The 24,554-nt window shown below is 56.9% G+C and carries 21 protein-coding genes; 10 read left to right on the top strand and 11 right to left on the bottom strand.

Annotated features, from left to right (window positions below):
- Positions 1–5: 5 nt before the first annotated feature.
- Together AC0J4F_RS22840 and AC0J4F_RS22835 are read right to left on the bottom strand one after the other, a co-directional pair.
- Entirely contained in the window at positions 6–614 is a 609-nt protein-coding gene (locus AC0J4F_RS22840) for a YceI family protein (protein ID WP_473024844.1), read from the bottom strand.
- Positions 615–897: 283 nt separating this feature from the next.
- Positions 898–1,083 carry a hypothetical protein gene (locus AC0J4F_RS22835; RefSeq protein ID WP_473026472.1) on the bottom strand — a complete coding sequence of 62 codons (186 nt, stop codon included), beginning with the start codon at positions 1,081–1,083 and terminating at the stop codon, positions 898–900.
- On the opposite strand from AC0J4F_RS22835, the gene AC0J4F_RS22830 reads away from it, so the two are divergent.
- The 5 genes from AC0J4F_RS22830 (at position 1,042) to AC0J4F_RS22810 (ending at position 7,026) form a co-directional block, all read left to right on the top strand.
- The gene (locus tag AC0J4F_RS22830) at positions 1,042–1,752 is read left to right on the top strand and encodes an alpha/beta fold hydrolase (protein WP_473026461.1); all 711 of its coding nucleotides are present in this window, start codon (positions 1,042–1,044) and stop codon (positions 1,750–1,752) included. The two genes, AC0J4F_RS22835 and AC0J4F_RS22830, sit on opposite strands and share 42 nt — an antisense overlap.
- Positions 1,753–1,966: 214 nt before the next feature.
- Positions 1,967–2,632: a GGDEF domain-containing protein gene (locus AC0J4F_RS22825; protein WP_473024843.1), complete on the top strand. Its 666-nt coding sequence runs from the start codon at positions 1,967–1,969 to the stop codon at positions 2,630–2,632.
- 510 nt (positions 2,633–3,142) lie between these two features.
- The gene (locus tag AC0J4F_RS22820; protein ID WP_133952984.1) at positions 3,143–4,273 is read left to right on the top strand and encodes a type III PLP-dependent enzyme; all 1,131 of its coding nucleotides are present in this window, start codon (positions 3,143–3,145) and stop codon (positions 4,271–4,273) included.
- Positions 4,274–4,282: 9 nt separating this feature from the next.
- Complete coding sequence (locus AC0J4F_RS22815; RefSeq protein WP_473024842.1) at positions 4,283–4,834, top strand: GNAT family N-acetyltransferase; 552 nt, start codon at positions 4,283–4,285, stop codon at positions 4,832–4,834.
- An 806-nt stretch (positions 4,835–5,640) separates the two neighbouring features.
- Positions 5,641–7,026: a homospermidine synthase gene (locus tag AC0J4F_RS22810; RefSeq protein ID WP_473026460.1), complete on the top strand. Its 1,386-nt coding sequence runs from the start codon at positions 5,641–5,643 to the stop codon at positions 7,024–7,026.
- Between the two features lie 36 nt (positions 7,027–7,062).
- On the opposite strand, the gene AC0J4F_RS22805 is transcribed toward AC0J4F_RS22810, so the two are convergent.
- From AC0J4F_RS22805 to AC0J4F_RS22785, 5 genes are all read right to left on the bottom strand, one after another.
- Positions 7,063–7,764 (bottom strand): hypothetical protein, encoded by a 702-nt coding sequence (locus tag AC0J4F_RS22805; protein WP_473024841.1) that lies wholly within the window; start codon positions 7,762–7,764, stop codon positions 7,063–7,065.
- Positions 7,765–7,920: 156 nt separating this feature from the next.
- Positions 7,921–9,321, bottom strand: coding sequence for a selenium-binding protein SBP56-related protein (locus AC0J4F_RS22800; protein ID WP_473024840.1), 1,401 nt, complete (start codon positions 9,319–9,321; stop codon positions 7,921–7,923).
- Positions 9,322–9,499: 178 nt separating this feature from the next.
- Positions 9,500–10,264, bottom strand: a complete 765-nt coding sequence (locus tag AC0J4F_RS22795) for a Stf0 family sulfotransferase (protein WP_133952980.1) — start codon at positions 10,262–10,264, stop codon at positions 9,500–9,502.
- A gap of 30 nt (positions 10,265–10,294) precedes the next feature.
- On the bottom strand, positions 10,295–12,109 hold the full coding sequence (locus AC0J4F_RS22790; RefSeq protein WP_209002746.1) for an adenylate/guanylate cyclase domain-containing protein: 1,815 nt from the start codon (positions 12,107–12,109) through the stop codon (positions 10,295–10,297).
- A gap of 138 nt (positions 12,110–12,247) precedes the next feature.
- Positions 12,248–13,846 carry a SulP family inorganic anion transporter gene (locus AC0J4F_RS22785; protein WP_133952978.1) on the bottom strand — a complete coding sequence of 533 codons (1,599 nt, stop codon included), beginning with the start codon at positions 13,844–13,846 and terminating at the stop codon, positions 12,248–12,250.
- A gap of 370 nt (positions 13,847–14,216) precedes the next feature.
- On the opposite strand from AC0J4F_RS22785, the gene AC0J4F_RS22780 reads away from it, so the two are divergent.
- Entirely contained in the window at positions 14,217–14,876 is a 660-nt protein-coding gene (locus AC0J4F_RS22780; protein WP_166672871.1) for a type 2 periplasmic-binding domain-containing protein, read from the top strand.
- 25 nt (positions 14,877–14,901) lie between these two features.
- Here the strand turns inward: AC0J4F_RS22780 and AC0J4F_RS22775 are convergent, their stop codons facing one another.
- Together AC0J4F_RS22775 and AC0J4F_RS22770 are read right to left on the bottom strand one after the other, a co-directional pair.
- Positions 14,902–16,263: an adenylate/guanylate cyclase domain-containing protein gene (locus AC0J4F_RS22775; RefSeq protein ID WP_473024839.1), complete on the bottom strand. Its 1,362-nt coding sequence runs from the start codon at positions 16,261–16,263 to the stop codon at positions 14,902–14,904.
- 170 nt (positions 16,264–16,433) lie between these two features.
- Positions 16,434–18,221, bottom strand: coding sequence for an SPFH domain-containing protein (locus tag AC0J4F_RS22770; RefSeq protein WP_133952975.1), 1,788 nt, complete (start codon positions 18,219–18,221; stop codon positions 16,434–16,436).
- 236 nt (positions 18,222–18,457) lie between these two features.
- On the opposite strand from AC0J4F_RS22770, the gene AC0J4F_RS22765 reads away from it, so the two are divergent.
- Positions 18,458–19,177, top strand: a complete 720-nt coding sequence (locus tag AC0J4F_RS22765; RefSeq protein ID WP_133952974.1) for a type 2 periplasmic-binding domain-containing protein — start codon at positions 18,458–18,460, stop codon at positions 19,175–19,177.
- A 12-nt stretch (positions 19,178–19,189) separates the two neighbouring features.
- Here AC0J4F_RS22765 and AC0J4F_RS22760 read toward each other — a convergent pair whose 3' ends face one another.
- A complete protein-coding gene (locus tag AC0J4F_RS22760; protein ID WP_473024838.1) occupies positions 19,190–20,662 on the bottom strand; it encodes an alpha/beta hydrolase in 1,473 nt (490 codons plus the stop codon).
- 200 nt (positions 20,663–20,862) lie between these two features.
- Between AC0J4F_RS22760 and AC0J4F_RS22755 the strand changes: the two genes are divergently transcribed.
- Complete coding sequence (locus AC0J4F_RS22755) at positions 20,863–22,041, top strand: aminotransferase (protein ID WP_133952972.1); 1,179 nt, start codon at positions 20,863–20,865, stop codon at positions 22,039–22,041.
- 38 nt (positions 22,042–22,079) lie between these two features.
- Complete coding sequence (locus AC0J4F_RS22750; RefSeq protein WP_133952971.1) at positions 22,080–23,114, top strand: asparaginase; 1,035 nt, start codon at positions 22,080–22,082, stop codon at positions 23,112–23,114.
- 17 nt (positions 23,115–23,131) lie between these two features.
- Here the strand turns inward: AC0J4F_RS22750 and AC0J4F_RS22745 are convergent, their stop codons facing one another.
- The gene (locus tag AC0J4F_RS22745; RefSeq protein WP_133952970.1) at positions 23,132–23,581 is read right to left on the bottom strand and encodes a GNAT family N-acetyltransferase; all 450 of its coding nucleotides are present in this window, start codon (positions 23,579–23,581) and stop codon (positions 23,132–23,134) included.
- A gap of 12 nt (positions 23,582–23,593) precedes the next feature.
- On the opposite strand from AC0J4F_RS22745, the gene AC0J4F_RS22740 reads away from it, so the two are divergent.
- Positions 23,594–24,400, top strand: a complete 807-nt coding sequence (locus AC0J4F_RS22740) for an arginine deiminase-related protein (protein WP_133952969.1) — start codon at positions 23,594–23,596, stop codon at positions 24,398–24,400.
- Positions 24,401–24,554 lie beyond the last annotated feature (154 nt).

The following is a 24,554-nucleotide window of genomic DNA, read 5'->3' as shown; positions in this document are numbered from 1 at the left end:
GGTGTTTAGTCGACCCGCCAGGCTTCCGTTTCGATGATCACCTGAACGTCATCTCCAACGAAACCGTTTTCAACGGCATAGGTCATGCCGAAGTCGCTGCGCTTGACCACGCCTTGGGCGCTGATGCCGAGCGTGAAACGGCCATGTCCAAACGGATATTTCGCGGCCTTGTTGAGGGTGACATCAAGCGTCAGCGGCTGGGTTTTGCCAAGCAGGGTCAACTCACCCTCCACGACGCCGGATGTGTCATCAGCCGGTGTGCCGCCGTTAGCAGTGAAGGTCATCACCGGATGGTTGGCAACGTCCAGAAAATCCTTGTTCAGGACATGATTGTCACGGGCTTCGTTGAAGCTCTCAACGCTTGCCGTTTGAACCGTGACTTTCAGATCGCTCAGTTTCTGAGTGTCCATGTCATAGGTGAAGCTGCCCTCAAATTCCAGAAAGACACCGAGCGTGTCCGCATATCCCAGATGGTCCACCATGAACGCGATCGTGGTGTGTTCCGGATCAAGCTCATAGCGATGCGGCTCTGCCTGCGCTGCAGCAGAAATGACAAGACCTGCAAAAATCGTGGCGCCTGTGACTGTCGACTTGAAGTAACCAGCTAATGCCATTTTTCACCCTTTCTTCTCGATCTCCGGCAAACAGTCCGGACCCACTCCGTGTTTAGGAAGCTCGTCAGTTCAAATAACGCTTAGACGATCCGCAGCAACCACTCGCTTTGTGATTGGTTGTTTGGTCATTGCGATTTGTGTCGAGAAAAGACCTTCTGGAACCTTTTTGTCGCAAAATTTGAAAAACTCTGCTGTCTCACTCGGGAAAGCGTGGCGTTAGGGGAGCGCGGTAGTGCTTTCTTAATTTCAGGACTAGTCAAATAATCAGCCTCCAGTGAGGATGTCAGATGACGAAGACACGGTCCACGATAGTCAAAAGGTGCCCATGCTGACTGAAGACGACATTGTGCGACGCAACAACGTGCGCATGACCGGCAGTGGTGATACCACGCTTGTCTTGGCGCATGGCTTTGGTTGTGATCAAAACATGTGGCGTTTCGTGGAAGGTGATCTTGCAAAGGATCACCATGTTGTCCTGTTCGATTATTGTGGGTCCGGTCAGTCAGACGTTTCGTTTTATGACAAGGACCGATACGCGTCTTTGGACGGTTACGCGGAGGACGTCGTGGAAATCCATGACGCACTTGGGCTAAAGGACACAGTTCTTATCGGCCACTCGGTGAGTTCAATGATCGGGCTTTTGGCCAGCATTTCTCGACCGGAGCTTATTTCAAAATTGGTGATGGTTTGTCCTTCACCGTGCTTTTTGAATGACCCACCCGGCTATCATGGCGGTTTTGAAAGGGCTGACTTGGAGGAACTGATCAGCCTGATGGACAAGAACTATATTGGATGGGCCGGATACCTCGCGCCGCTGGTCATGGGACAAACAAATCCGGACGATCTTGTTCAAGAGTTGAACGACAGTTTTTGTTCAACCGATCCAGTTCTGGCCAAGAATTTTGCTATGGCGACTTTCTTCGCCGACAACAGGCAAGACTTGTCGCGTTCCAAGGCCCCCGCGTTGGTCTTACAAAGCGCTCGGGATAGTCTCGCAGCACCGGAGATCGGGGCGTTCATCCAAGAAAATATGCTGGACGCCGCGCTTCGCATCGTCGAAGCCGACGGGCATTGTCTTCACATGACACACCCAAGGGACGTCGTGCGTGAGGTAACCGCCTTTGTTTCCGCCGCCTGACCTTAACCTGTTCAATTGCGGTCTGCTCGTGACGGATGAAGACCGGCGGGTTCTTTACGCAAATTCCTTCGTCTTAAATGAATACGGCCACGACCCCGATGTCATTTCAGCCGGAGGGTTGAGCGCGCTATTCACGAGATCGAGCTTGATCCTCTTCGACAGTTATTTGTACCCAATGTTGTTGCAAGAGGGCGTGTGCCAAGAGCTCCAGGTCATGGTGCAAACAGCCGATGAGGAGCGCGTGCCCGTGCTGATTTCCGTAAAACAGGATACGACCGGAACCGGGCATCATTATTGGGCGCTTTTCGATGCGACGAACCGCTCCAAACTGTATGATGAGTTGATCGAGACACGAGAAAAGCTGCAGGATCAGGCCGAGTCTCTTGCCAACCTCGCCAAACGGGATGCGCTAACCGGGCTTTTGAACCGGCGCGAGTTGACCGAACAATTTTCCATGCTGTTGTCACAGGCCAACCGGGCCGATCGTGCGGTTTCGGTGCTTCTGATCGATATTGATCATTTCAAGACAATCAATGATGAGTATGGGCATCAACGGGGCGATGCCGTGCTGCGAGAGTTTGGAGCACTTTTGCAGAAGTCGTGCAGGACCGGCGATGTGGCGGCACGGTATGGCGGCGAGGAATTTATTGTTTTATTGCCGGACACCGGGATAACAGATGCAGCAAAACGCGCCGACCGGATTCATGAAAAATTATCTGGAATTGAGGTCGGGGGGCTCAGGGTTTCCGTAAGCATCGGAATTTCGGAGAAAAAAGCTCCGGTTGCGACCGATGCAGAAAATATGATCAGAAAAGCCGATGAGGCGCTGTACATGGCCAAAAATGCTGGACGCAGCTGTACACGGCTGGCTGACGCCTGAATTGCATTCATCAAAAATCAGCCTTGCAAAAATTTCCTGTTGCGCAAGGGGGCAAATCGGGTCATACACCCCCTGCCCAAATTCGCACGTGCCCGTGGTCGTTCATGGGATTTCGATGAAATCTCTTAAGGGGTAGCTGCCAAGAAACACCGCCAAGGGGCGGGGCAGTCAATCCGGACGGCTTAAAGCAACGACGTAAGAGGGCCCTTTTGGTCTCTGCCGGGGTTTCCAACCTCCGGGGTAACAGAAGAGGCACTTGTTACATCCTTGCCCGACGTGCGGTTCGGTTTCTCCCGATCCAATCAACGGCATTCCCGACGCGGGAAAGCTTTGCGCATCCAAAACACGGTGCTGCATGGCCCAACCGTGGCTGAAGATCCTTGTACGCCCTCCGGTTCCATCCCGGGGGTGGCGCGCTTGCATCTTTGGCACCCTGCGACGTGAAACTGCAGCGCCTAACAGCGATTTTCAAAGGCGGCTGCAGCCAGACATTGAAAAGGGGTAATCCCCATGAGCGAACGTATCCGCGAATTCCTCCGCCGACGCGACGAAGATGGTCCATGCGTTGTTGTCGATCTCGACATCGTCCGTGACAATTTCGAAGCCTTTGCCCGGTCTCTGCCGGACACGTCCGTTTATTATGCGGTGAAAGCCAACCCGGCGCCTGAAATCCTGAACCTCCTGGAAAGCCTCGGTTCTTCCTTCGACTGCGCCTCTGTCGGCGAAATCGAAATGGTTCTGGCAACCGGTGCCGATGCGTCCCGCATTTCCTATGGCAACACAATCAAGAAGGAGCGGGACATTGCGCGTGCCTTTGAATTCGGTGTCCGTCTCTTCGCCGTCGATTGCGTCGAAGAAGTCGAAAAAATCGCGCGGGTCGCGCCTGGATCTCGCGTCTTCTGCCGCGTCCTGTGTGACGGGGTTGGTGCCGAGTGGCCGCTCTCCCGCAAATTCGGCTGCGACCCTCAAATGGCGCCCGACGTCCTTGAACACGCCCACCGCCACGGTCTCGAAGCCTATGGTGTCTCCTTCCACGTCGGCTCCCAGCAAGCCAACCTCCAAGCCTGGGATTTCGCTCTCGCCATGGCGGCAGGCGTCTTCCGGGAAATGGCGCTGCGCGGCATCGAGCTGAAAATGGTCAACATGGGTGGGGGCTTCCCGACCCGTTATCTGAAAGACGTGCCGGGTGTACCGCGGTACGGCGAAGCCATTTTCCAGGCGCTATCCAAGCATTTCGGCAACCGTCTGCCGTCGACCATCATCGAACCGGGCCGCGGGATGGTCGGCAACGCCGGTTTGATCGAAGCGGAAGTCGTTCTGATTTCCAGAAAATCCGAGACGGATGAAGTCCGCTGGGTCTATCTGGACATTGGCAAGTTCCACGGTCTGGCCGAAACAATGGACGAAGCCATCCGGTATCCGATCAAGACCCCGCGTGATGGTGACCGTACGGCGCCTTGTGTGCTGGCCGGTCCGACCTGCGACAGCGTCGATGTTCTTTACGAAAAAACGCCTTATGAACTGCCGGTGAGCCTGTCGATTGGCGACAAGGTTCTGATCGAAGCCTGTGGTGCCTACACCACGACCTATTCCTCGGTTGGATTCAACGGCTTCGCGCCGCTGGCCTCCTACGTCATCTGACGCAAAGCCATGATCGACATTGTTGACGAGGCGCAGGCACATGTCTGTGCCCGCGAGGCGTTGCTCGACCGGAGTTTCGGCCTCGATCGGCATTTGAAGACATCGGAACGCTTGAGAGAAGGCCGTCTTCCGGTGTTCGCCTTCACAGCGCGTCACGCCAACGGGAACGTTGTTGGCACTGTGCGCCTGTGGGCCGTGGCAGACCGCTGGGGGCACCAGTCTCTTCTGCTTGGGCCCCTTGCAGTTGACCCTGAGTGCCGCGGTCTGAAAGTCGGCGACCGGTTGATGCGGCATGCGCTCAACCAGGCGGCCCTTCATGGTCATGGTTCAGTCCTGCTCGTTGGGGATCTACGCTACTACGAGCGCTTTGGCTTTGCCGCTGGTCTGCTGGAAGATGTAGCGCTGCCGGGACCGGTGGACTATCGCCGCTTTCTTGGGCTTGAGATTGCACCTGGTCATTTGGCCGGATTGGAAGGAACACTGTGTGCAGCCGGTGTCCTCGATCCCATCGCGTCCTTTTCCAACGCCGGCGATGGTCTTGTGCTTTCCAGGCTCGCATAACTACACTCAGTTGAATTGAAAATTTGCCCGGAGGTCTTGCGCTTCCGGGTAAAAATTGTCATGCCTACAATAGGGCGCAATCAGTGCGCTTTTTGCGTGAGGGGAAACAAGACTTACCGGGCGCGAACATGCATTCGAAGCAGCGGACCGGACAATGAATGGAGCTTTGGAATATGACAGACGACCCGAAGGGCGACGCACCAAAAACCGTAGCAGCGAAACCGGCAACCCGCCGCAAACCGGCTGCAGCGAAAACGACCACCGGGAGTGCGTCCGGTTCGAGAACGTCCCGCGCCAAAGCTTCTGCGAGTAAGACAACAGCCGCCGCGAAGCCGGCCGCTGCCTCTGCTGCACGCAAACCCGCGGCGTCCAAAGCTGCTTCTAAACCGGCTGCCACCAAAACAGCGGCGACAAGGGCGTCTACCGCCAAGGCGACAGCCAAGGCAGCCCCTGCCAAGTCAGCCGCTGCCAAGCCTACGACAGCGAAGCCAGCTGCAGCATCCAAAACCGCTGCATCGGCAAAGGCCTCTGCTGCAAAACCCGCAGGCGCAAAGCCGGCTGCTTCGAAGGCAGCTCCCAAGAAACCCCGAGCAACCAAGACAACAGCGACCAAACCGGCCGCTCAAAAGCCTGCGGTGGCTAAACCGGCCGCTGCAGCCCAAACCGCTACAGCAGCCAAAGCGTCAGCCGGTAAAACGACACCTGCCAAAACGCCAGCAAAGAAGCCTGTGACCCGCAAAGCGCCTGTGAAAGCAGCCGCGAGCAAGTCCTGGCCGGTCCATGGCACGATCACGGGTCCGCTTGTGATGATCGGTCTCGGGTCGATCGGCAAGGGGACTTTGCCGTTGATCGAGCGTCACTTCAAATTCGACAAGTCCCGGTTCACAGTCATTGACCCGGTCGATACCGATGCCAAACTGGTGACGGACAAGGGTTACAAGTTCCAGAAAGTTGGGCTAACCCCGGAAAATTACGAGGAAGTGCTGACGCCTTTGCTGACCGAAGGCGAGGGACAGGGATTTGTAGTGAACCTGTCGGTCGACACGTCCTCCCTCGACCTCATGAAGTTCTGCCGCAACCTTGGTGTGCTCTACATCGATACAGTCGTCGAGCCCTGGCCCGGCTTTTACTTCGACGACACGGCGAAGGCCGCCGACCGGACGAACTACGCGCTTCGTGAGACAGTCCGCAAGGAAAAGAAGAAGAACCCTGGCGGAACCACGGCTGTGTCGTGCTGCGGTGCTAACCCCGGCATGGTGTCTTGGTTCGTCAAGCAGGCGCTGGTCGATATCGCGACAGACACCGGTGTCATGTTCGATGAACCGTCCAGCCAGAAGGACTGGGCGAAGTTGATGAAAAAGGTCGGCGTCAAGGGCATCCATATCGCCGAACGCGATACCCAGCGCGCAAAAGAGCCCAAGCCGATGGACGAGTTTTGGAACACCTGGTCGGTGGAGGGCTTCCTGTCAGAAGGGTTCCAGCCGGCAGAACTCGGCTGGGGGACACACGAAACCTGGAAGCCAAAGAACGCCAAGGAGCACAAGAAGGGCTGCCGGGCCGCGATCTACCTGGAACAGCCGGGAGCCAGCACGCGGGTGCGCACCTGGTGCCCGACACCTGGCCCGCAATACGGCTTCCTTGTAACCCACAACGAGGCGATTTCGATCGCGGACTATTTCACGCTGGAGGGCGGCAAGAAACTGAAATACCGCCCGACCTGCCACTACGCCTATCATCCGGCAAATGTTGCGGTTCTGTCGTTGCATGAACTCTTCGGGTCGGCAGGCAAGATCCAGGAAAAACTGCACGTCCTTGATGAGAGCGAAATCCAGGACGGCATCGATGAGCTGGGTGTCCTTCTCTATGGGCACAAGAAGAACGCCTATTGGTACGGCTCCCAATTGTCGGTTGAAGAAACCCGCGAGCTGGCGCCGTACCAGAATGCGACCGGACTTCAGGTCACATCAGCGGTTCTCGCCGGTATGGTCTGGGCGCTGGAAAACCCGGAAGCCGGGATCGTTGAAACGGACGAGATGGACTACAAGCGCTGCCTGGAAATCCAGAAGCCGTACCTGGGGCCTGTGAAAGGCTATTATACCGACTGGACGCCGCTGGATGGCCGTCCGGGCTTTTACCCCGAAGACCTCGACACCAGCGACCCCTGGCAATTCAAGAATATCCTGGTGCGGTAACAGACAGGTTCATGAAAACGGACGGGCGGGGCTCTTTCAAAGCGTCGCCCACAATCCGATGCCGCCGACCAGGATGAGGCTGAGGGCCCAGACCACATCCAGATTGAACCAACTCTGGGAGACGAATTTTAGTCCCAGAATACGGTAGACCGCGTAAGCGACAGCGCCGCCCGAGAGGATCATCGCTGCGGTGTGAAGAACGGCGACGCCAAGGGCAATGCCGATGTTGAAACTCATAAGCTGAACAGGCGCACCGTAATCGCGTCCAGGACCGCCCGGCCCGCAGAGACCCAGATAGATCGGGACAAGCATCAGTCCGGCACCATGCGCCATGGCAACAAGAAACGACCATAGCGCAAGGCGCGACGGTTTGACCCGGGACAAGAAGCGGGGGTGGCGCCGGTTGATCACGAGGTAGAGCCCGGCCGCGATCACGAGGCACGAAGCGCCAATTCTGATTTCCCGTTGATACTCGACCAGCACAAACATCACCGCAAAGGGCAAAAGAATGCCGAGCATGGCGAGCAGGTGGCCGAAGCCGAGTGCTGCGAGCGCACGGAGGAGGGCGGTCCGCTGGCCTTCGAACAGCGCTGCGGATACGGCAAGGGGCCAGCCCATACCGGGATTGATGCCGTGATAAATGCCTGAGGCCACAACGACGAGCCAAAGGGCCTCCGCCGAGGTCATGAAGTCTGACAAGTTCGGTCTCCAGAGCGGGTCGCGTTTAATCGGGTTCATTTGATGGGCTCAGTAAGCACACCCTTCGGACCGGACAGTTTTTGCCTCTGGCTTTGTTGTGGTCCGCTTATGGTACCCTGCACCACCGCGCGGACCACGCCTCGCCAGAAACAAAAATCGTCTCGGTCAAATGAAACCGATTAAATGCGACCCGCTCTAGACAGACGGATAGCAGAAGCTGTCCGTTGAGCAGTCCCCGCCCTCAAGCCGGATCTGGTGGCTGCGGTAGCCTTTCGGGAACTCGACATAGAAGTCTGGATCAAGCTCCAGTCCGCCGCCTTCTTGAACGTGGGCAACGACCATCGCCGCACCCCGTTCCCCTGGATAGAACTGATCATCCCAGGTGGAGTAGAGCGAATTGGTCCAGAAGACCCGTTTTCCGTCGCGGCTGATCTCAACCATCTGCGGTCCGTAACCGAAATCCTTGCCGTTGGGATGTTTGCTTTTCTTGACGATTCCGCCGATCTCGACCTTGCCGGCCAGTTTCGGGTTCATCGGGTCGGAGACGTCATACTGGTGCATCTCGCCCTGGCCCCAGCACGAGACATAAAGGTACTTGTCATCCAGGCTGAGATCGATATCGGTCACCAGGGCCGGAACCGCGCCGAACCCGGCCAGCAATGGTGGCAGATCTTCGGCATCGGCCGGTTGAGGCGCAATGGTGATTGTTTTCTTGGCTTCAAACGTCCCATCGTCGTTCCGCCACCAAGTGAAAATCGCACCTTCCAGATTGGTCGTGTCGACGACGACACCAACAAAGCCATACTGCTTGACCGGATCATGGGCGGGCCGGATCTCCAGCGCCATTTGATGGTTTTCGCCAAGATCAATCGTCTGGATGTTCTTGCGGCCGCGCAGATCCCAAAAGTGGATCTTGTGGCCGTATTTGTTGCTGAGAAGATCTTCCGGGACGATGCCGTTTTCGAATTGTGGCGGCAACGCCCACTCGGACGAGACCATGTAATCGCGCGGCAGGTTCCACCAGAAATCATAGTGTTTGTCCTGAATGCCGCGTTCGATCTCATACCGGCCTATGATCTCGAATGTCTGGCAGTCCATGATGAAAATGCCGGGAGGCCCATCCGTTCCGTCCTCACCGCCGCCGCCAAGGGTGGAGACGTAAATACCTTCCGGGCCGCAATGGATCGTATGGGGGCGGGAGTAACCAGTCTTCTCAAAGACTTCTTCTGGCTCGATGATCTTGTGGATCTTGGCCTTGAGCGGCTCCTTGACATCAATCACGTAAATCCGGCTCGACCGGATGCCGGGAATGATCAGATAGCGGCGCTCCAGGAACGCATGCCCTGTCAAAGGGGAGAGGGCGGAGGAACAGGCGTTCCAGCCGAAATGGTGAAATTCATCGCCCGTGTTGGGCATCATAACGGAGTGCAGAATTTGTCCGTAAGTCTTTGACTTTGCATCGACATCAACGACGGCCAGACCGTCGGGCTGCGAAAAATCCGGGCTCAGCATCAAAGTGAATGCGAGCGTTTCCGCAGGGGCTTCCATAGCAATTTTCGGCGACGCATAAAACGTCGAATCAGGTCTGACTGTCATGCTTTTCCTCCCTAAGCGCCTGTGCCTGGCCGCCTCAAAATCGGGCGGATTTAACCTCAGGTGACAGGCGCAATTGGAAGTAAACGCGCGGGTTCGGCAGCGGTCAAGAAAAATGACTTCCGCAGCGTCTTCATTTGGTTACTTGGGTTTGCTGTTAAGCTGGTCCGGCTAGCCCAGGTCAGGAGTCCGCAGCAGCCTGGTCCTGAAACCTCTTGATCCAGTCTGCGTTGATGCTGTCTGCGAGTTTGGCAACGCCTGGCTGGACAGGATTTGCAGCGGATGGCGGAAGGTCGAGGGCGGTCAAAACCCTTTTGAGTTCGGTTTGTGGGTCGGCACACAGATCGTTGTAGGACAGGCGAAGCGGCTCAATAGCCTGCTCGGCAAACCAGTCGTTCCAATCCCGATCGAATTGAATGAATTGATCGCGGCAGTCTTTCAATGCTGCAAAATCATAGACTGGATCTGCAGAAGGAGAGAGACGTTCCAGCTCCGAGCCGTCGGCGGCCCTGTGCCATAGGCCGCTTTGTTGTGCTTTAACGTAAGAAACCGCCTGCGAGAGCTTGTCCGGTCGTGTGAGGTGAACGAACAGGGTGCGGCCAAACACAGCCTCAAAACGGGCCTTGTCCGTTGGTTTATCCGGGCGAAGAATGCGGAGCTGGCGGAAGAAGAAGTCGAAGCTGTGCCGCTGGAGCCGCAGTCCAAACATGCCTGTGTTCGCGGTTCCCTGGTCGATCGCGGTATCAATCAAGAGCCTCAGGTACTCCAACTCGCTCATTCCAGCCGGGCGGGAGGCACCGAGATCAGACGCCCAGTTCCCAAGATCAGGTTTGTGAAAATAGGATTCCGGGTGACCGGCCACACCGGTCTCGGCGAGCATCTTGCAAAGCAGTGTGCTTCCGCTTCTAGGAGAGGTGCATAGAACGTACGACTGAAATTCTGACATCAAAATGGGCTTTATAAATGTATGTTGAGTCTACGGGAGGATCCGCAGAACGGTCACCGGTTCATCGCGGCCTTTTACCTTGTGCGGTCCAATGGGTTCAAGGTCAAGGTTGTCTGAGAGCGAAGCTGCAACCTCTTCAGACGCAGTGATAATCACATCCGCGTTCGGATCGATCTCCTTACCGAGGCTTTCAAGGCGGGCGGCGATGTTTACCGTATCACCGATCACCGTGTAATTGACCCGCTCCGGCGCGCCGATGTCGCCGACAACCAATGGGCCGATATGAAGTCCGATGCGGATACGCACGGGTTTTTGGCCGCGCTCGACGCGTTCCAAATTGTCCTGACGGATCGCGGCGGCGATGCCGACGGCCGCGGTGGCAGCCGCTCCTGCCGGATTGTCGAGCCTTTCCGGCGCGCCCCAGAAGGCCATCACCGCATCGCCGATGTATTTGTCGATCGTGCCGTTTTGTTTGGCAATCTCCGCCCCGATCAGAGACAGGTGGTGGTTGACGAAATCGGCGGTTTCGGCCGCGGACATACCCTCCGAGAGGGATGTATAGCCCGCGATATCGGTGAAGAGCACTGCAACCTCGCGCTCTTCCGGAGGCGTTTCGGTCCGGCCTTCCTGCAGAAGGCGTTTGACCAGGCTCGTTGGAACATACCGGTTAAAAGCCTTGAGGCCCGCGACCATGGAATTGAAGCCTTTTGAAAGATCGTCGAGTTCGCGGATCGTGCTTGGCGGCAAGTCCTCCACCTTCCCAAGGTTCAAATCCGCAACATCCTTTGCCGCGACGGACGCTCTTTTGACAGGCACCGAGATCCGGCGTGCAAGCAGGCCCGACCCCAGCAGAGAAATCCCAAGCAGGCCAAGGCCTGTGAGCGCAGCGCTCGACAGCTGGTTTATGGAATGCTCCAGAAAATCCGCTGGAAAATGAACGCCGATGCGCACGGGCAGCCCTCGGAACCGCCGATTTTCATCCTCCAGGACGAGAAACCGCTTTTCACCGTTCTCGTCATAACCGGAATACAGCGTGTCGCGCGGGTTCAGGTCGTAGGTCCGGTTGCCGATCTGCCTGAGTTCAGAAAATCCGGCGAGAAAGGGATCGGGCACATCGTCGACATCCACCAGAATGTTGTCGGGGCTGAGATCTGCAAAATGATGGTTGAGACCTGGGTGGGCGATGATCTCGGTGGTGCCCACTTCCATCAGGAAAACAGTTACGTCGTCGTCGGAGAGGTACCGGGTTATGTCCGACATCCGGTAAAGGGACATTCCGAGGATAATACTACCGAGATACTCATCCGCCTCGTGAAGCGGTTTGACGTAAAGCAGGTACGTGTTGTCGCGTTCAGGAAGGAAGATCGGCTTGCTCCAGAACGAGGAGTAGGTCGAGCGCGCCCGGTTGAAGATCGGGGCAACAAGCGGTTCGTCCAAGTTCACCGAAAACGTCTCGGACAAAAGCGTGCCATCGCCGGGACCGCGATCGACCATAAGCCCCGAGCCATCGGCGTCAATCAGCAGCGAGAAGGACACAAAATCCAGTGGAGCCAGAGACCCGAAGAGGTACTGTTCGGCCTTGTCGGTGTCATCAAAACTGAGCGTCCCCATGTCGAGCGCGCGCGCTGTGTACCGTGCAGTTTTTCGGATCGCATAAAGTTGTTCGGCAACCGCAGCTTCCAGACCGTCCATGCCATTGTCGATGAGCTCTCCACCCAGCTCCCGCACGACGTCTCTGGATATGACGGCCTGGACAACTAGGACGGCACCGGCTGTCAAAAGAACGAACAGACCCAAGACAGTCGTCAGGGCCGGTGTTATGCGAAACTTTTTGGCGTGAGACACTGTGCTGGTTTGTCTTTCTTGTTTGCATTCTGCTTGTCTCACCGAGTTAGAATCAAGAAACCCCGCAAGGTCAATGACCCTGCGGGGTTTCTGTCTAACTATTCAGGTGGGCCGCTCGCCAGCCCGAAGCAATATTTCTTATTTTGCTTTTTCAGGCGTGTCGAACGTGTGGCCGTAATCGACAGCGATTTCGTAGTCCGGGTCTTCCAGGACGGAGACCTCCACCAGATTGCCGGCCTTGTTCAAAAGCCTCTGACAGTCAGGCGACAGGTGACGCAGGTGCAGGCGCTTGCCAGCCGCCAGATATTTGGAAGCCAGCGCATCAATTGCTTCCAGGCCCGAATGGTCGACGACGCGGCTGTCCATGAAGTCGACAACCACATCTTCCGGATCGTTCTGCGGATCGAACAGATCGACAAATCCGGTCGTGGAGCCAAAGAAAAGCGGGCCTTCAAGGCGGTAGACCTTCCAGCCTTCCTTGCTCTTGCCGATTTTCGCATTGATGCGGCTTGCCGCATTCCAGGCATAGGCGAGGGCTGAGATGATCACGCCGACAACCACCGCGACGGCAAGGTCGGCATAAACGGTAACACCCGTTACGATGATCATCACCAACGCGTCGGTCAGCGGGATCTTGTGCATGATCTTCAAGCTGGTCCAGGCGAAGGTGCCGATGACCACCATGAACATGACGCCGACCAGCGCAGCAACCGGTATCTGCTCGATCAGGGACGAGGCAACCACGATAAAGGACAGGAGGAACAGCGCCGCAGCGATACCGGAAATCCGGGTGCGGGCGCCGGATTTCACGTTGATCATCGACTGGCCGATCATGGCACAGCCACCCATGCCGCCGAAGAAGCCGGTGACGATGTTTGCCGTCCCTTGAGCAACACACTCCTTGGAGGCACCGCCCTTGGTGTTGGTCATGTCCGCAACGAGGTTCAGCGTCAGAAGGGATTCAATCAGGCCAATCGCGGCGAGAATGATCGCATAGGGCAAAATGATCTGTAGCGTTTCAAGGTTCAGCGGGACCATCGGAATGTGGAACGTCGGCAAGCCGCCGGCGATGGACGCAAGATCGCCAACTGAACGGGTGTCCAGGCCGAGGCCCAGGACCAGGCCGGAAACAACGAGAATGCCCGCAAGTGGTGCTGGAAACGCCTTTGTAAATCTGGGGAGCAGGTAAATCACAGCCATGGTCAACGCGATCAGGCCAAGCATCAGATAGAGCTGCGAGCCGGTCATCCATTCCTGGCCGCCGGCACCGTCCGGAACCTTGAACTGGCCGAGCTGGGCAAGGAAAATCACGATGGCAAGGCCGTTGACGAAGCCGAGCATGACCGGGTGCGGCACCATGCGGATGAACTTGCCCCAGCGCAATACACCAACGGCGATCTGAATGATCCCCATTAACACGACGGTGGCGAAGAGGTATTCAACTCCATGTTGGGCAACAAGCGAGACCATCACGACGGCAAGCGCGCCGGTTGCGCCGGAGATCATGCCCGGGCGGCCGCCGATGCAGGCTGTGATCAGACCGACAAAAAAAGCGGCATAGAGGCCAACCAGTGGATTGACGCCCGCCACAAAAGCGAAAGCAACGGCTTCCGGCACCAATGCAAGTGCAACGGTCAGGCCGGCAAGGAGTTCGGTTTTGATGCGCGCAGCATCGAGTTTTGTCGATTGAACAGGCGCAACGGCCTCGGCTCGTCCGGTCAAGGCGGGCTCCAACATATCTAGCGTGTGTTTGGCAGGTCTTGGGCCGCGGTTTGGCCCCCCACGGCAGACTGACCTCAGTCAAGTTGGTTGTCTTTTACTGGAAATATTGCGCCGCAGCAAGGCGCGCTGTGCCGGGCAGCCATGCAACGGCGGGAACCCGCCGGCTTCAACAAATACTCCCTGTAAGAAATGCTTAGAATTTCGAGAAGTATTTCTGAAAATTCTTGGGTTTTGAAATCATTATCTTTTTTGTGATTTTTAATCTTATTGTACGAAAAGAAAAATGGTGCGGCGGAATACGCAGTTCATGTTGTGTCGTTTCTATACATTTTGCTTTGTGGTGTTGGTTTGGGCTGCTCCTTCTCGGGCAGAGCAGGACACGCTTGTGATTTCGACGATCGAAAACTCGCCGTTGACCGAGATTGTCGAGATCATCATGACACAAGCCTATCACCGCTTGGGCATTCCGATTGAGATCTATCCAACGTCTGGAAACAGGTCTTTGGTGGTGTCCTCAAGCGGCAAGGTTGATGGCGAGCTTGTCCGTATTGGTGCAGTCAAAGAGCATTATCCCACCTTGGTGCAAGTCCCGGTCCCGAACATGGAATTGAAGGGGGTCGTCTATGTGCGCGCGGCCGACAAGGATCAGATTGTAACTGGAAATCTTGCGAAGCTGCGTGTGGGCTATCTGGAAGGTATTGTTCAAGCGGAACAGTTCACACAGGGCTTTGAGAACTTGTGGGCCGGACAATCGGAGATCGAGCTGTTTCGTCTGCTGGCGGCTGGCCGCCTCGATGCGGTCGTCAGTGATCAAATCGACGGTGCGCTGGCCATTGCCGAACTTGGCCTGGCCGATGTCGTTCCCCTGGGGCGGCCGTTTCAGGTGGAACCGATGTTTCACTATCTGCATGAAAAGCATGCGGCGCTGGCGCCGCAACTGGCTGCTGTTCTGGCAGACATGCGCGGTAGCGGTGAGTTGGAGAAAATCGTGGAGACCGCACTGGAAGCCATGATCACCGGTCAAGGCGACCCTAGCGCTAATTAGGTTTGTTCTGCTGTCCGTCGGCAGATCAGTCCGGACGCCACGTCCATATCGGCCAGTTTCCCGGAATGCCCTTGAGTTGGTGTTCACCTGAGAGGGTCAGTTCTATTTCATCTGACGTTTGCGCAACGCCTGTGTCGGCGATGATCGCAGCATTCAGGTCCTTGCCCAATGTTTCCAGCCGGGCCGCCCGATTGACGGTTTCCCCGTAAACAGTGAACGCTTGGCGCTCAGAGGAACCGACGCTGCCAGCCGCCAGCGGGCCACTGGCGAGGCCAACACGCAATTGGAACCCTTCAGAATGCGCATGGGCAACCAGATCCCGGGCGCAGGCCAATGCGGCGCGTTCCGGGGTTTCTATCGGAATAGGGGTGTTGAAACTTGCCAGCAATCCATCGCCGGTGAACAGAATGACCACACCGTTATGTGTGGCAACGCTGGTTGCTGCCAGATCGAGGAAGTCGTTCAGACGTCCGATGACTTCGGTCGGAGGCTTGCCGGACGCGAAGTCGGAAAACCCGGCAATATCGGCGATCAACACCACGCCGTGCACCTCTTGCGGGACCATCGCCTGAGTGTCGTTGACCAGACGCATCGCCACGGCCTCCGGGACGTATTTTCCAAGCACGCTGGTTGCGCGCTCTCTTGTTGCCTGCGCCTCCTCGCGCGCTTGCTCAGCTCTAAGCTGCGCAAAAAACACGCGCCGTGCGCGATAGACTGCGAGAGCCAGCACGGCTGAGGCGAGAAACAGCATACCGGCTTCCCCGATCCGGTTTCCGGTGCCCGCAAACTCGGTCGACAGAAACAGGGTTTCATAGTCCGCAGTGGTTGGATTGTCCGGAAAATCACGCCATTCGATGATGCGCGGCATATCCTGCAGGACCCACCAGTAGGCCGTGAACCAGCCTGCCAAAGCGACAAATCCGCTCCACAAAACCAGACGCCAGGACAACGAAAGACAGGCCATGGCGATCAGCGGAAAAAGGAAGTGAATGCCATAGGCCCGAAACGCGAAAATTTGCGGAATGTCTTGACCCTGGCGCAGGGGGAGGAGGGCGAAGGCGGCGCAAACGGCGAGGATGTCGATGGTGTAAATCGTATATTTCAGCCACCAGCGGTCCAGGCGGGTTCCGATGAGTAAATAGGCGATCACGCCATAGATCGTGAGGCTCGCCAATATGCCCATTGCCGTCAGAGAGACCGAGGCCCCGATCAGGGTTGTTGCTGCAACCCAATAGACAGCACAGACCCCAATGACCGCTGTTCGGCACAGGACTGCAAGCTTGAGCCCGGCCCGTTCAGCGGTCTCGAGGCGCGATATTTCCTCGGCTGATGCTTGAGCCCTGCTGTAAACGGCTCTTTGTGTGTCAGGCGGCGCAGTTTCTGCCAAACAAGGTCCAGTCTAATGCGGCAACAGGAATGCTACTGGACAATGATAGGGGCGGTTGCGGCGAAGTCGATGTCTTGAAACAAACAAGGATCATCATTCCTACGTGTGTTCAGGAGGCCAAGCCTTGGACGTGTCAAACAAACATCGCCTGGCCACCAATCCAAAGGGCGCTATTGCGAAGGTGTTCGCGGTGTTCCCGCAGCAGAGGATTGTCCACCAATACTGGCCCCCAGAAGAGCAGCTGCTCCAGCAAGGCCTGCACCGTCACCACCCACAACAGTGTTTGGCACGAGTTTGCCGACGAGACCGACGAGCTCCGGTTTGCGTTCCAGCGATGTCAGGAGCTTTTCCAGAGCCTGTAAAAGTGCAACCCGATCCTGGCCGAGGACGTCAACCTGGGCGCGCTGACCGCGGGCCAGTTCCTCCAGATATTGCCGTTCCGCCCGCCCGAGGGCCGCACGTTCCTGTTCGCGCTGGTTGGCGACCTGCACAGCGATCTGGGCTTCCACTAGACGGGGCTGTTCATCCGCCGTTGAACGGGCTTGTTCGGTCTCAATCCGTTTTTGCTGTGCGTCCGTTTCGCGCTCGTAAGCGGTCGAGAGCTGGTCCGCCAATTGAACCCGCAGACGGGAAACCAGAAGTTCCGGCGGGATTGCGGGTTCGCCGAGCCGGATTTCACGGATGTTCACGCCGGCCTTGTTGCCTTCGATCTTGATCTGTTGCTCGATGGTCTGCTCAAGCGCATCGCGGTTTTCAATGAGGTCCAAAACGCGTGTTGGGCGCACGGTGAACTGAGCCGGTTCGACCGGCGTCCCATCAGCGTTCTTGTCCGGGACCCGGATTGAGGCGCCCGCGACGTTGCGCACGATCGACCGGATTGCCGGTGTCAAAATCCGGTTCTCGATCTCGCCCAAACCGCCGACCGAGCCAACCACGACCGGCGCGTTTGTCGGGTCAACCTGGACGAGCGCGCGGAGTTCCAGTGGAATATCCCAGCCTTCAACTTTGACGTAGACGGCCCGGTCGGCTGCATCATCCGGAATGCGCTCCTGAACGGAGCGCTCGTTCTGCTGAATGTTGCCCTGTTGATCCACGGAGAGGTCGATGATGCGTTTGGTATATCCGCCCTTGTACTCCCAGGTCTGCACCCGCGTATCGACCAGCGTGACTTCATAGGCCTGACGGTTGAGATAATAGGCGCCTGGAAAGAGGGGTTCTTTCCAGATTCCAACGCAGCCGCGCGGAACCAGCGGAACGGTCAACGCTTCGCGCGAGGCTGTTGAGGCTGAGACTTCTTCCTCTACACAATTGATTCCGGGTTGGCTGACATTCGATTTGACCACACCCACATGCCCTGCCGGGATGATGGTCGCATTCGTGTTTTCATCGAGCCGTAGGTCAAAGAGATACCGGTTCAAACGGTATTGGCCCGGCTTCAGAACCGTTTCCTGAGGCCCCCGAAGCCCCCCCTTTGTCAGAAAACTCTCGGCTTTGAGCATGTCGCCGACTTCTGAATCGGAGATTGCGGGCGCCATGAACATGCCTGAGGGCATGGCCGCCCCGTCGAGCGCTGTCAGCTGACCGTAATATCCTTCCGGAATGGAGACGACATCCCATTCCTCAAAATCGTAAAGGACCCTGACCAGCGGAATGAAATGAAACCCGGGGCCGAGGATCTGGGCTTGCGGGCCTTTTTCGCCTTCAAGCGCGATGATCCGGCCTTCGGGCAGCTCTTTAAATGCATAGATGCGCTTGAGGTGGCCAACGCTGTTTGCATCGACGAAGACGAAAGACGTCGACATCAGCATGAAGCCGCCGATGAGCACGAGAAAAACGCCGACTGGCTTCCCTGTAAGGATCTTGGATACCCGGGAACTGCCAGCAGCCGGACCTCCCCGTCTGAGCAAGGCGCTGGCTCCCAGCACGATGGCGACCAAGCCGATGATAACGCCAAGCATAATCTATCCTCCGGTATGAGAGCCCGGCGGAAGTTGCCGGTTGTGACCCATAATGATGAAAACCATAAGAGGGCCCCATGAAGGGAATGTTAAATGAAAATTCAATGCGCGCCGAGCCTGCCGGTGGCTGACAGGGAGATATTGGAAATTTACGCAAGGTAGAAGAAGCCATATACTGCAATTTAAGCGATATAGTATTAAATGTTCGCCTCAGGGCTCTTTGAGAGGAGCTGCGCGTGACAAGAAATGATTGTTTGCAAACACTTCTATGGGTCATCTGTGTAGTACTGTCTCTGACCATAGGGCTACCAGACCGTGCTGTGTCGGAGACCTATTTCAAGTTCACCGCCGTTGAGGGGATGCGCCACAATATGGAGGGACTGAGGCTGCTCCGTGAGGTCTACGCGGCGATTGGTGTAGAGTTTTCCGTGCTTTACCTCACACCCAACCGGTCCATCCAAGAGGTCGAAAGCGGCGCAGCGGATGGTGAATTGCTGAGAATCCGGCAGGTCGGTCACCACTTTACCGAGATTGTCCGGGTCGAGATCCCGGTTATTTCCCTCCCCATCTATGCTTATACAAATGATCCGCAATTGACCGGTCTAGCGCTGGACGAGATGGGCCGCTACCGGGTCGGGTATGTCGATGGTGCGCTGTTTGCACAGCGCATGACCGCAAAACTCCCGGACGTCACGCCCGTTGAGAGCCCTGACATTCTGTTCAAGATGCTGGAGTTGGATCGGTTGGACATTGTGATCGCTGCGGAAAATCCCGGTGATACCGTCATGCAAACCGTTGGCAATGGGCGGATCTACAAGGGATCAAAGCAGCTTCGTTCAGTCGAATTCTATCACTACCTAAATCGGCGCCATCGCGCGCTTGTTCCGCGGATCGAGTGGATTCTAGCGGAGTTAAAAGAGGGCAGAACCCTGGTGACACATTCAATGGAGCGCTAGCTTCCAACGCATCTAGTCCCGCCGTTGAACAGTGAGATCCAGAAATCTCTGTGTTTCCGACATCAAGATAGAATGAAACGGGTTCCACCGCATGCGCAGCATGTCACCGGCTGGAATTTCCGAAATCCCGCGTTCTCCGCGCAGCGCAAGTGCGCCCAATTGAAGCCTGGAAATCTCCGGCTGCGGGATTATTCCGTAGAGCGGGTCTTCCGCGGAGAACGGTAGCGAGATGTGCGCAAGGGAGAAAACGCCCGGTGGCCAGGAGAGGTCAAGGCGTTGTACAGCCGGTTCATTGGTGCCTGGAACATATGTGTTCAAGACTGTCTTTCGGTCCGATGGCGTTTCATTGGTAATAACGCGCAAGGTGTAGGTGCGGGCTGTGTCAGTCACAAGCGGGTCCAGAAAATCTGCCGCATCATCGGAGAGCAACGGACGTCTTGTGAGAAACTGATTTGTGTCGAACAAAAACAGTTCCGATCCGTTTTCAGGCAGCTTGGCATAGAGATTTGAAATCATATCCCGGGTGATCACGGTCGCATCGACTGCGGATGAAAAGCCGAGGATTGGTGGAAGAGCGGCAACCAATCCATCCGCCGTGGCCGCATCCATGCGCGATCTAATCTCCATCGTCAGCTGGTGGGTGACATAGCCGGCATTGATGGCAAAGGACGTGTATTTGTAAGGATCGTATTCGGGTCCGAGAGAACTCCAGGCAAGACGCTGGACACCCAGAATGTGCCCGAGCTGAATGGCGATTGGCGCGTAGGCCGCAGCCGGTGTGACCCCGATTGCGGGGGACAAGAGGATAATCCGGTCGATCTTTGCAAGAGACGGGTCCTCCAACTGCCGGAGTGCGTGCACGACCGAAAGGGCGCCGCCATTGGAGTAGCCGACGGCAAAAAGCGGTTTGTCCGGCTGCATCGCCTTCAGATGTTTGGCAGCGAGCGCGGTCGCGGAAATCATGTCCTCAGCTTTGGTTTCCAGAAGACCGGCCGGGGCCGTGCCATGTCCCGGCAGGCGGAGTCCGAGCACGTTGGCCCCGGCTTCGTGCAAGGATTGCCCTATTTCTCGCAGGCTGTAGGGGGAATCCGACATTCCGTGGAGCAAAAGGACAGAGGCAGTGGGGCTTTCGGTTTCAAATAGAAACGACCGGTTCCAATTCCGCGGCCAGGTCAGCGGATTTGAAACGCTGTCAGGCTGGAAGCGATTGACTTCATCCTTGGGGCCGAAACTGAGTCTGGAGATCAACTCGTTCTGGAGTTCGCCAAACAGGCGGTCCTCCATGGCAAGGTAGTCGGTAAAGGAGCTAACGGCCCCGCCTGCCGTATAATCCTCGTCGAGGTGGACCGTGTGCCAGGGCTCCAGATCCGACAGGCTGTTCAAATAGAAGACAGCAACAGCGATGACCGCGACGATGCCGCCAAGAACCGTGAACCCGGCAAACTTGAGGGCGCCTATCAGAGGGCGGTGGACAAACTTCAACATTTCTACCTCAACAACCTGACGCAACCGACCCAAGCTGTTGGGCCACGGTTTTGGGCCCGACCCACGCCGATTCCGTTCAGAACCATCTGAAGGGGACGGCTCGAGGCTGTCAAATATCCGCGGTGTTCGGTTTGCCTATGAAGGCCTCGACGGTCCGGCCAATTCAGACTAAACAAGCCGAAGCAAACATTGGGGATATCATGAAGTCGACCAATCCGGTTTTCACCGGCATTCAGACCACTGTTTTTGAAACCATGTCGCGCCTTGCGATGGCACATCGGGCCGTCAATCTCGGTCAAGGCTTTCCGGACGTCGATGGACCGGAAGACATTCGCGAGACGGCCGCCAAAGCCTTGATGGAAGGGCCGAACCAGTATCCGCCCATGCTTGGGCTGGCGGAGTTGCGGCAGGCGGTTGCCGATGCCAACAAACGGTTTTATGGCCTTGAGATCGATCCACAGACCGAAGTGCTTGTGACATCAGGGGCAACCGAGGCCCTGTCAGATGCGATCATGTCGCTTGTCTCTCCGGGGGACGAGGTGGTTTTGATCGAACCACTTTATGATTGTTATCTTCCGCTGGTGGAACGCGCAGGTGGCATCGCGGTTCGTGTCCGTGTGACCCCTCCGCACTGGCATCTGGATGAAGACGCTCTGAAAGCTGCGTTCTCGGACAAGACCAAAGCCGTTTTGATCAACAACCCGATGAACCCGACCGCCAAGGTTTTCTCCGATGCCGAGCTTGGTCTGATCGCAGACCTCTGCAAACAGCATGATGCCTATGCAATCTGCGATGAAGTTTACGAGCATCTGGTGTTTGACGGCCACAAGCACCGGCCATTGATGACGTTTGACGGCATGCGCGAGCGGACGATCCGGATCGGCTCGGCGGGCAAGACATTCTCTTTGACAGGATGGAAAGTCGGCTACATTACCGGCCCGGCGTCTATGCTGGATCCGATCGCGAAGGCCCACCAATGGACCACGTTCACCACCCCGCCGAACCTGCAAAAGGCCGTGGCCTATGGGATCGGCAAGGATGACAGCTACTATCAGGGGCTTGCGGATGATTTGAGCGCAAAGCGGGACCGCATGGCAAAAGGCCTCTCCGCGCTGGGCTTCGAGGTGCTGCCCTGTGCGGCGACCTACTTCCTGACCTGCGGCATCACAGGGACCGGGTTGGGTGACAATGATGTCGAAGCCTGTGAGGTCCTTGTGAAGGAGGCTGGTGTTGCTGCTGTTCCTGTGTCTGCGTTTTACGGCTCGGACGCGCCGACCGGCTTCATCCGCTTTTGCTTCTGCAAGCAGGATGCGGTGATCGATGAGGCCCTGGAACGCCTATCGCGCTTTTTGACTGCGGCGCGCGCCGAATCCGCATAAAATCTCAATCAATTCAGTTCGAGCGAAACGAGACCTTGATGACCAATCCTGCCCTTGTGGACGTGACCCGCGGCCAGCTGACTGAAAGCCTGCATCGCGGCAGCGTCGCGGTTGTTGATACCGATGGTAAGTTGGTGTGCGGTGTTGGTGATTTCGAGGCTCGCGTCTTTCCGCGCTCTGCAATCAAGGCTCTGCAGGCCATTCCGCTGGTGGAATCCGGTGCCGCCGAGGCGTTGGATCTCAGCGACGCAGAACTGTCGCTTGCCTGCGCGTCGCACAATGGCGAGGAGGTTCACGCCAATTCCGCGCGTGTCATGCTGATGAAGGCGGGTCTCACCGAGGATGATTTGGAATGTGGGCCCCAGTGGCCAAAGCGGATGGAGGACGCCGCAAAACTCATTCTGGCCGATGAAACACCCTGCGGGCTGCACAACAACTGCTCGGGAAAACACGCCGGTTTTCTTGGCCTTGCCAAGGTTATGGGTGTTGAAACGAAAGGGTACGTTGAGCCGTCCCACCCTGTGCAACGCGAAATCCGGAACGTGATGGAGCAAATGACCGGCGACGTCGTTTCGGAAGACGTTTGCGGCACCGACGGATGCTCAATCCCGACCTACGCGTCACCGCTGAACAGCTTTGCCCGCGCATTTGCGGCCTTCGGGACGGGCGAGGGGCTAGAGCCGCTCCGCCAGGACGCAGCGCAACGTATTTTCGACGCTTGTATCAATGAGCCCTACATGGTTGCTGGTGCGGATCGCTTCTGCACCAACGTTATGGAAGGCTTCCGCGGGCGTGTCTTTGTGAAGACCGGTGCGGAAGGCGTGTTCTGCGCTTCGATCCCCGAGCTTGGATATGGCGTTGCCTTGAAGTGCGACGACGGCGCGACCCGGGCCGCCGAAGTCATGATGGCAACAGTGCTCGAAGTGATGCTGGAGCTTGATGAGGCCGAGGCAAAGCTCCTGGATGGTCTGGTCAACCCGCCGGTCCTGACGCGCCGGGGTGCGGAGGCAGGTGTGATCCGGCCGCGCAGCGAATTCCTTCAGATGCTCAAAGAGGCTTTGCCGGCCAACTGACGCGGAAGTGCACGGCCCTAGATTGGTTTGCTCATCCGCACCTTGTTGCCTGAGCGTCCGGTCTCTGACCAGCCGAGATGCGCGTAAAGTGCAACATTTTCGGGCATTCCGACATGCGTTGCGAGCTGGATCTCTATAGCGCCCATGTCCCGAGCGTGGGTTTCGATCACGTCGATGAGTTTTCGTCCGGCGCCGCGTCCACCATATTCCGGATCGACTGCGATGTTGACGAGCTGAGCGGTCTCGCCATCAACCGCCAAGACCGCACATCCGATGATGTTTTCGTCGGTTTCAGCCACATAAACCACGTTGTCTGTGATCTCGGATTCTAACCCTGCGGAAACATCGGGCAGGTCTCTGAGCTTCGCCTTTACCGGTGCATAGGCACGATCGATGCACTGTTTCAGCGCATTCACGTCTTGCAAATTTGCTCTGCGAATGGCTGGGTCTTGGTTTGTTATTGTCATTGGAGTTCCAAAATGGTGGCGCGCGCCGGTCTGTCCTATCGTTTCACTCATGCAATCACCCGCAAGCCGGCAGACAGTGTCGCGAAGGGGTTGCGGGCTGTGGACACAGGTGATCCCAGCGGTGACGCGTTTCGGGCAGAACATGAGCTCTACGTCAAGGCATTGCAAGATGCAGGGCTGACCGTCGACGTACTACCTCAATTGGAAGCCTATCCGGACAGTTGTTTTGTTGAGGATCCCGCCTTCTGTCTTCCTGAAGGTGCGATCCAATTGCGCCCGGGCACGGTCAGCCGTGAAGGCGAAGGCAAGGAAATTCGGGCAGCGCTTGATGCACGTTTCGACAAGGTCGTTGAATTGCCGGGTAGCGGTTACGTTGATGGCGGCGACATCCTGATGCTGGACGATGTGATCCTGATCGGGCTTTCTGCGCGCACCAATCGTGAAGGTGCAGACGCGTTCGCACAACTCCTCAAAGAATGGGGTTATAACGCGGAGGTCTGTGAAACGCCGGAAGGTGTGCTCCACTTCAAGACTGCCTGCTCGACCCTCGGGGAGGGCGTCATTCTGGCAACTGAAGTGATGGCGAAGAGCGGTTTCTTCGGTGAGCGGAAAGTCGTCGTGGTGCCGGACGGCGAAGACTATGCGGCCAACGTGATCCGTGTGAACGACGTTGTGTTGGTGCCGGAAGGCTACCCCAAAACCCTTGCAGCCATCGAAGCCGCTGGTTTCAGGACGGTTGTTCTTCCAACGCACGAGGCGCGCAAAGTGGATGGTGGTTTGTCCTGCCTGTCCTTGCGATTCGCCAGCAAAGCAGCCTAACGCTGGTTTACTGTCAGATGTAACGAGGCGCAGATCCTGCTGCTCAGGGTCTGCCGCTTTGGAGAAACCGGTGTTTAGATCAATCGGGGCCCGGGATTTCCGATTGACTGTGAAATACGTGATTTTGCGTATGGAAAGGTTTTGGCATTCGAAA

Source organism: Roseibium sp. R5 (assembly GCF_055755305.1).
Note: the sequence above shows the minus strand (reverse complement) of the source record. Positions and strands in the feature narration are given on the sequence as shown.

Excerpts from the sequence above, each read along its gene's own strand:
- AC0J4F_RS22840 (WP_473024844.1), bottom strand. The coding sequence starts at position 614 with ATGGCATTAGCTGGTTACTTCAAGTCGACAGTCACAGGCGCCACGATT.
- AC0J4F_RS22760 (WP_473024838.1), bottom strand. The coding sequence starts at position 20,662 with ATGTTGAAGTTTGTCCACCGCCCTCTGATAGGCGCCCTCAAGTTTGCC.
- AC0J4F_RS22740 (WP_133952969.1), top strand. The coding sequence starts at position 23,594 with ATGGTGGCGCGCGCCGGTCTGTCCTATCGTTTCACTCATGCAATCACC.
- AC0J4F_RS22835 (WP_473026472.1), bottom strand. The coding sequence starts at position 1,083 with ATGGTGATCCTTTGCAAGATCACCTTCCACGAAACGCCACATGTTTTG.
- AC0J4F_RS22770 (WP_133952975.1), bottom strand. The coding sequence starts at position 18,221 with ATGCTTGGCGTTATCATCGGCTTGGTCGCCATCGTGCTGGGAGCCAGC.
- AC0J4F_RS22805 (WP_473024841.1), bottom strand. The coding sequence starts at position 7,764 with ATGAACCCGATTAAACGCGACCCGCTCTGGAGACCGAACTTGTCAGAC.
- AC0J4F_RS22820 (WP_133952984.1), top strand. The coding sequence starts at position 3,143 with ATGAGCGAACGTATCCGCGAATTCCTCCGCCGACGCGACGAAGATGGT.
- AC0J4F_RS22815 (WP_473024842.1), top strand. The coding sequence starts at position 4,283 with ATGATCGACATTGTTGACGAGGCGCAGGCACATGTCTGTGCCCGCGAG.
- AC0J4F_RS22745 (WP_133952970.1), bottom strand. The coding sequence starts at position 23,581 with ATGACAATAACAAACCAAGACCCAGCCATTCGCAGAGCAAATTTGCAA.
- AC0J4F_RS22800 (WP_473024840.1), bottom strand. The coding sequence starts at position 9,321 with ATGACAGTCAGACCTGATTCGACGTTTTATGCGTCGCCGAAAATTGCT.
- AC0J4F_RS22795 (WP_133952980.1), bottom strand. The coding sequence starts at position 10,264 with ATGTCAGAATTTCAGTCGTACGTTCTATGCACCTCTCCTAGAAGCGGA.
- AC0J4F_RS22750 (WP_133952971.1), top strand. The coding sequence starts at position 22,080 with ATGACCAATCCTGCCCTTGTGGACGTGACCCGCGGCCAGCTGACTGAA.
- AC0J4F_RS22825 (WP_473024843.1), top strand. The coding sequence starts at position 1,967 with ATGGTGCAAACAGCCGATGAGGAGCGCGTGCCCGTGCTGATTTCCGTA.
- AC0J4F_RS22810 (WP_473026460.1), top strand. The coding sequence starts at position 5,641 with ATGATCGGTCTCGGGTCGATCGGCAAGGGGACTTTGCCGTTGATCGAG.
- AC0J4F_RS22755 (WP_133952972.1), top strand. The coding sequence starts at position 20,863 with ATGAAGTCGACCAATCCGGTTTTCACCGGCATTCAGACCACTGTTTTT.
- AC0J4F_RS22785 (WP_133952978.1), bottom strand. The coding sequence starts at position 13,846 with ATGTTGGAGCCCGCCTTGACCGGACGAGCCGAGGCCGTTGCGCCTGTT.
- AC0J4F_RS22830 (WP_473026461.1), top strand. The coding sequence starts at position 1,042 with ATGTGGCGTTTCGTGGAAGGTGATCTTGCAAAGGATCACCATGTTGTC.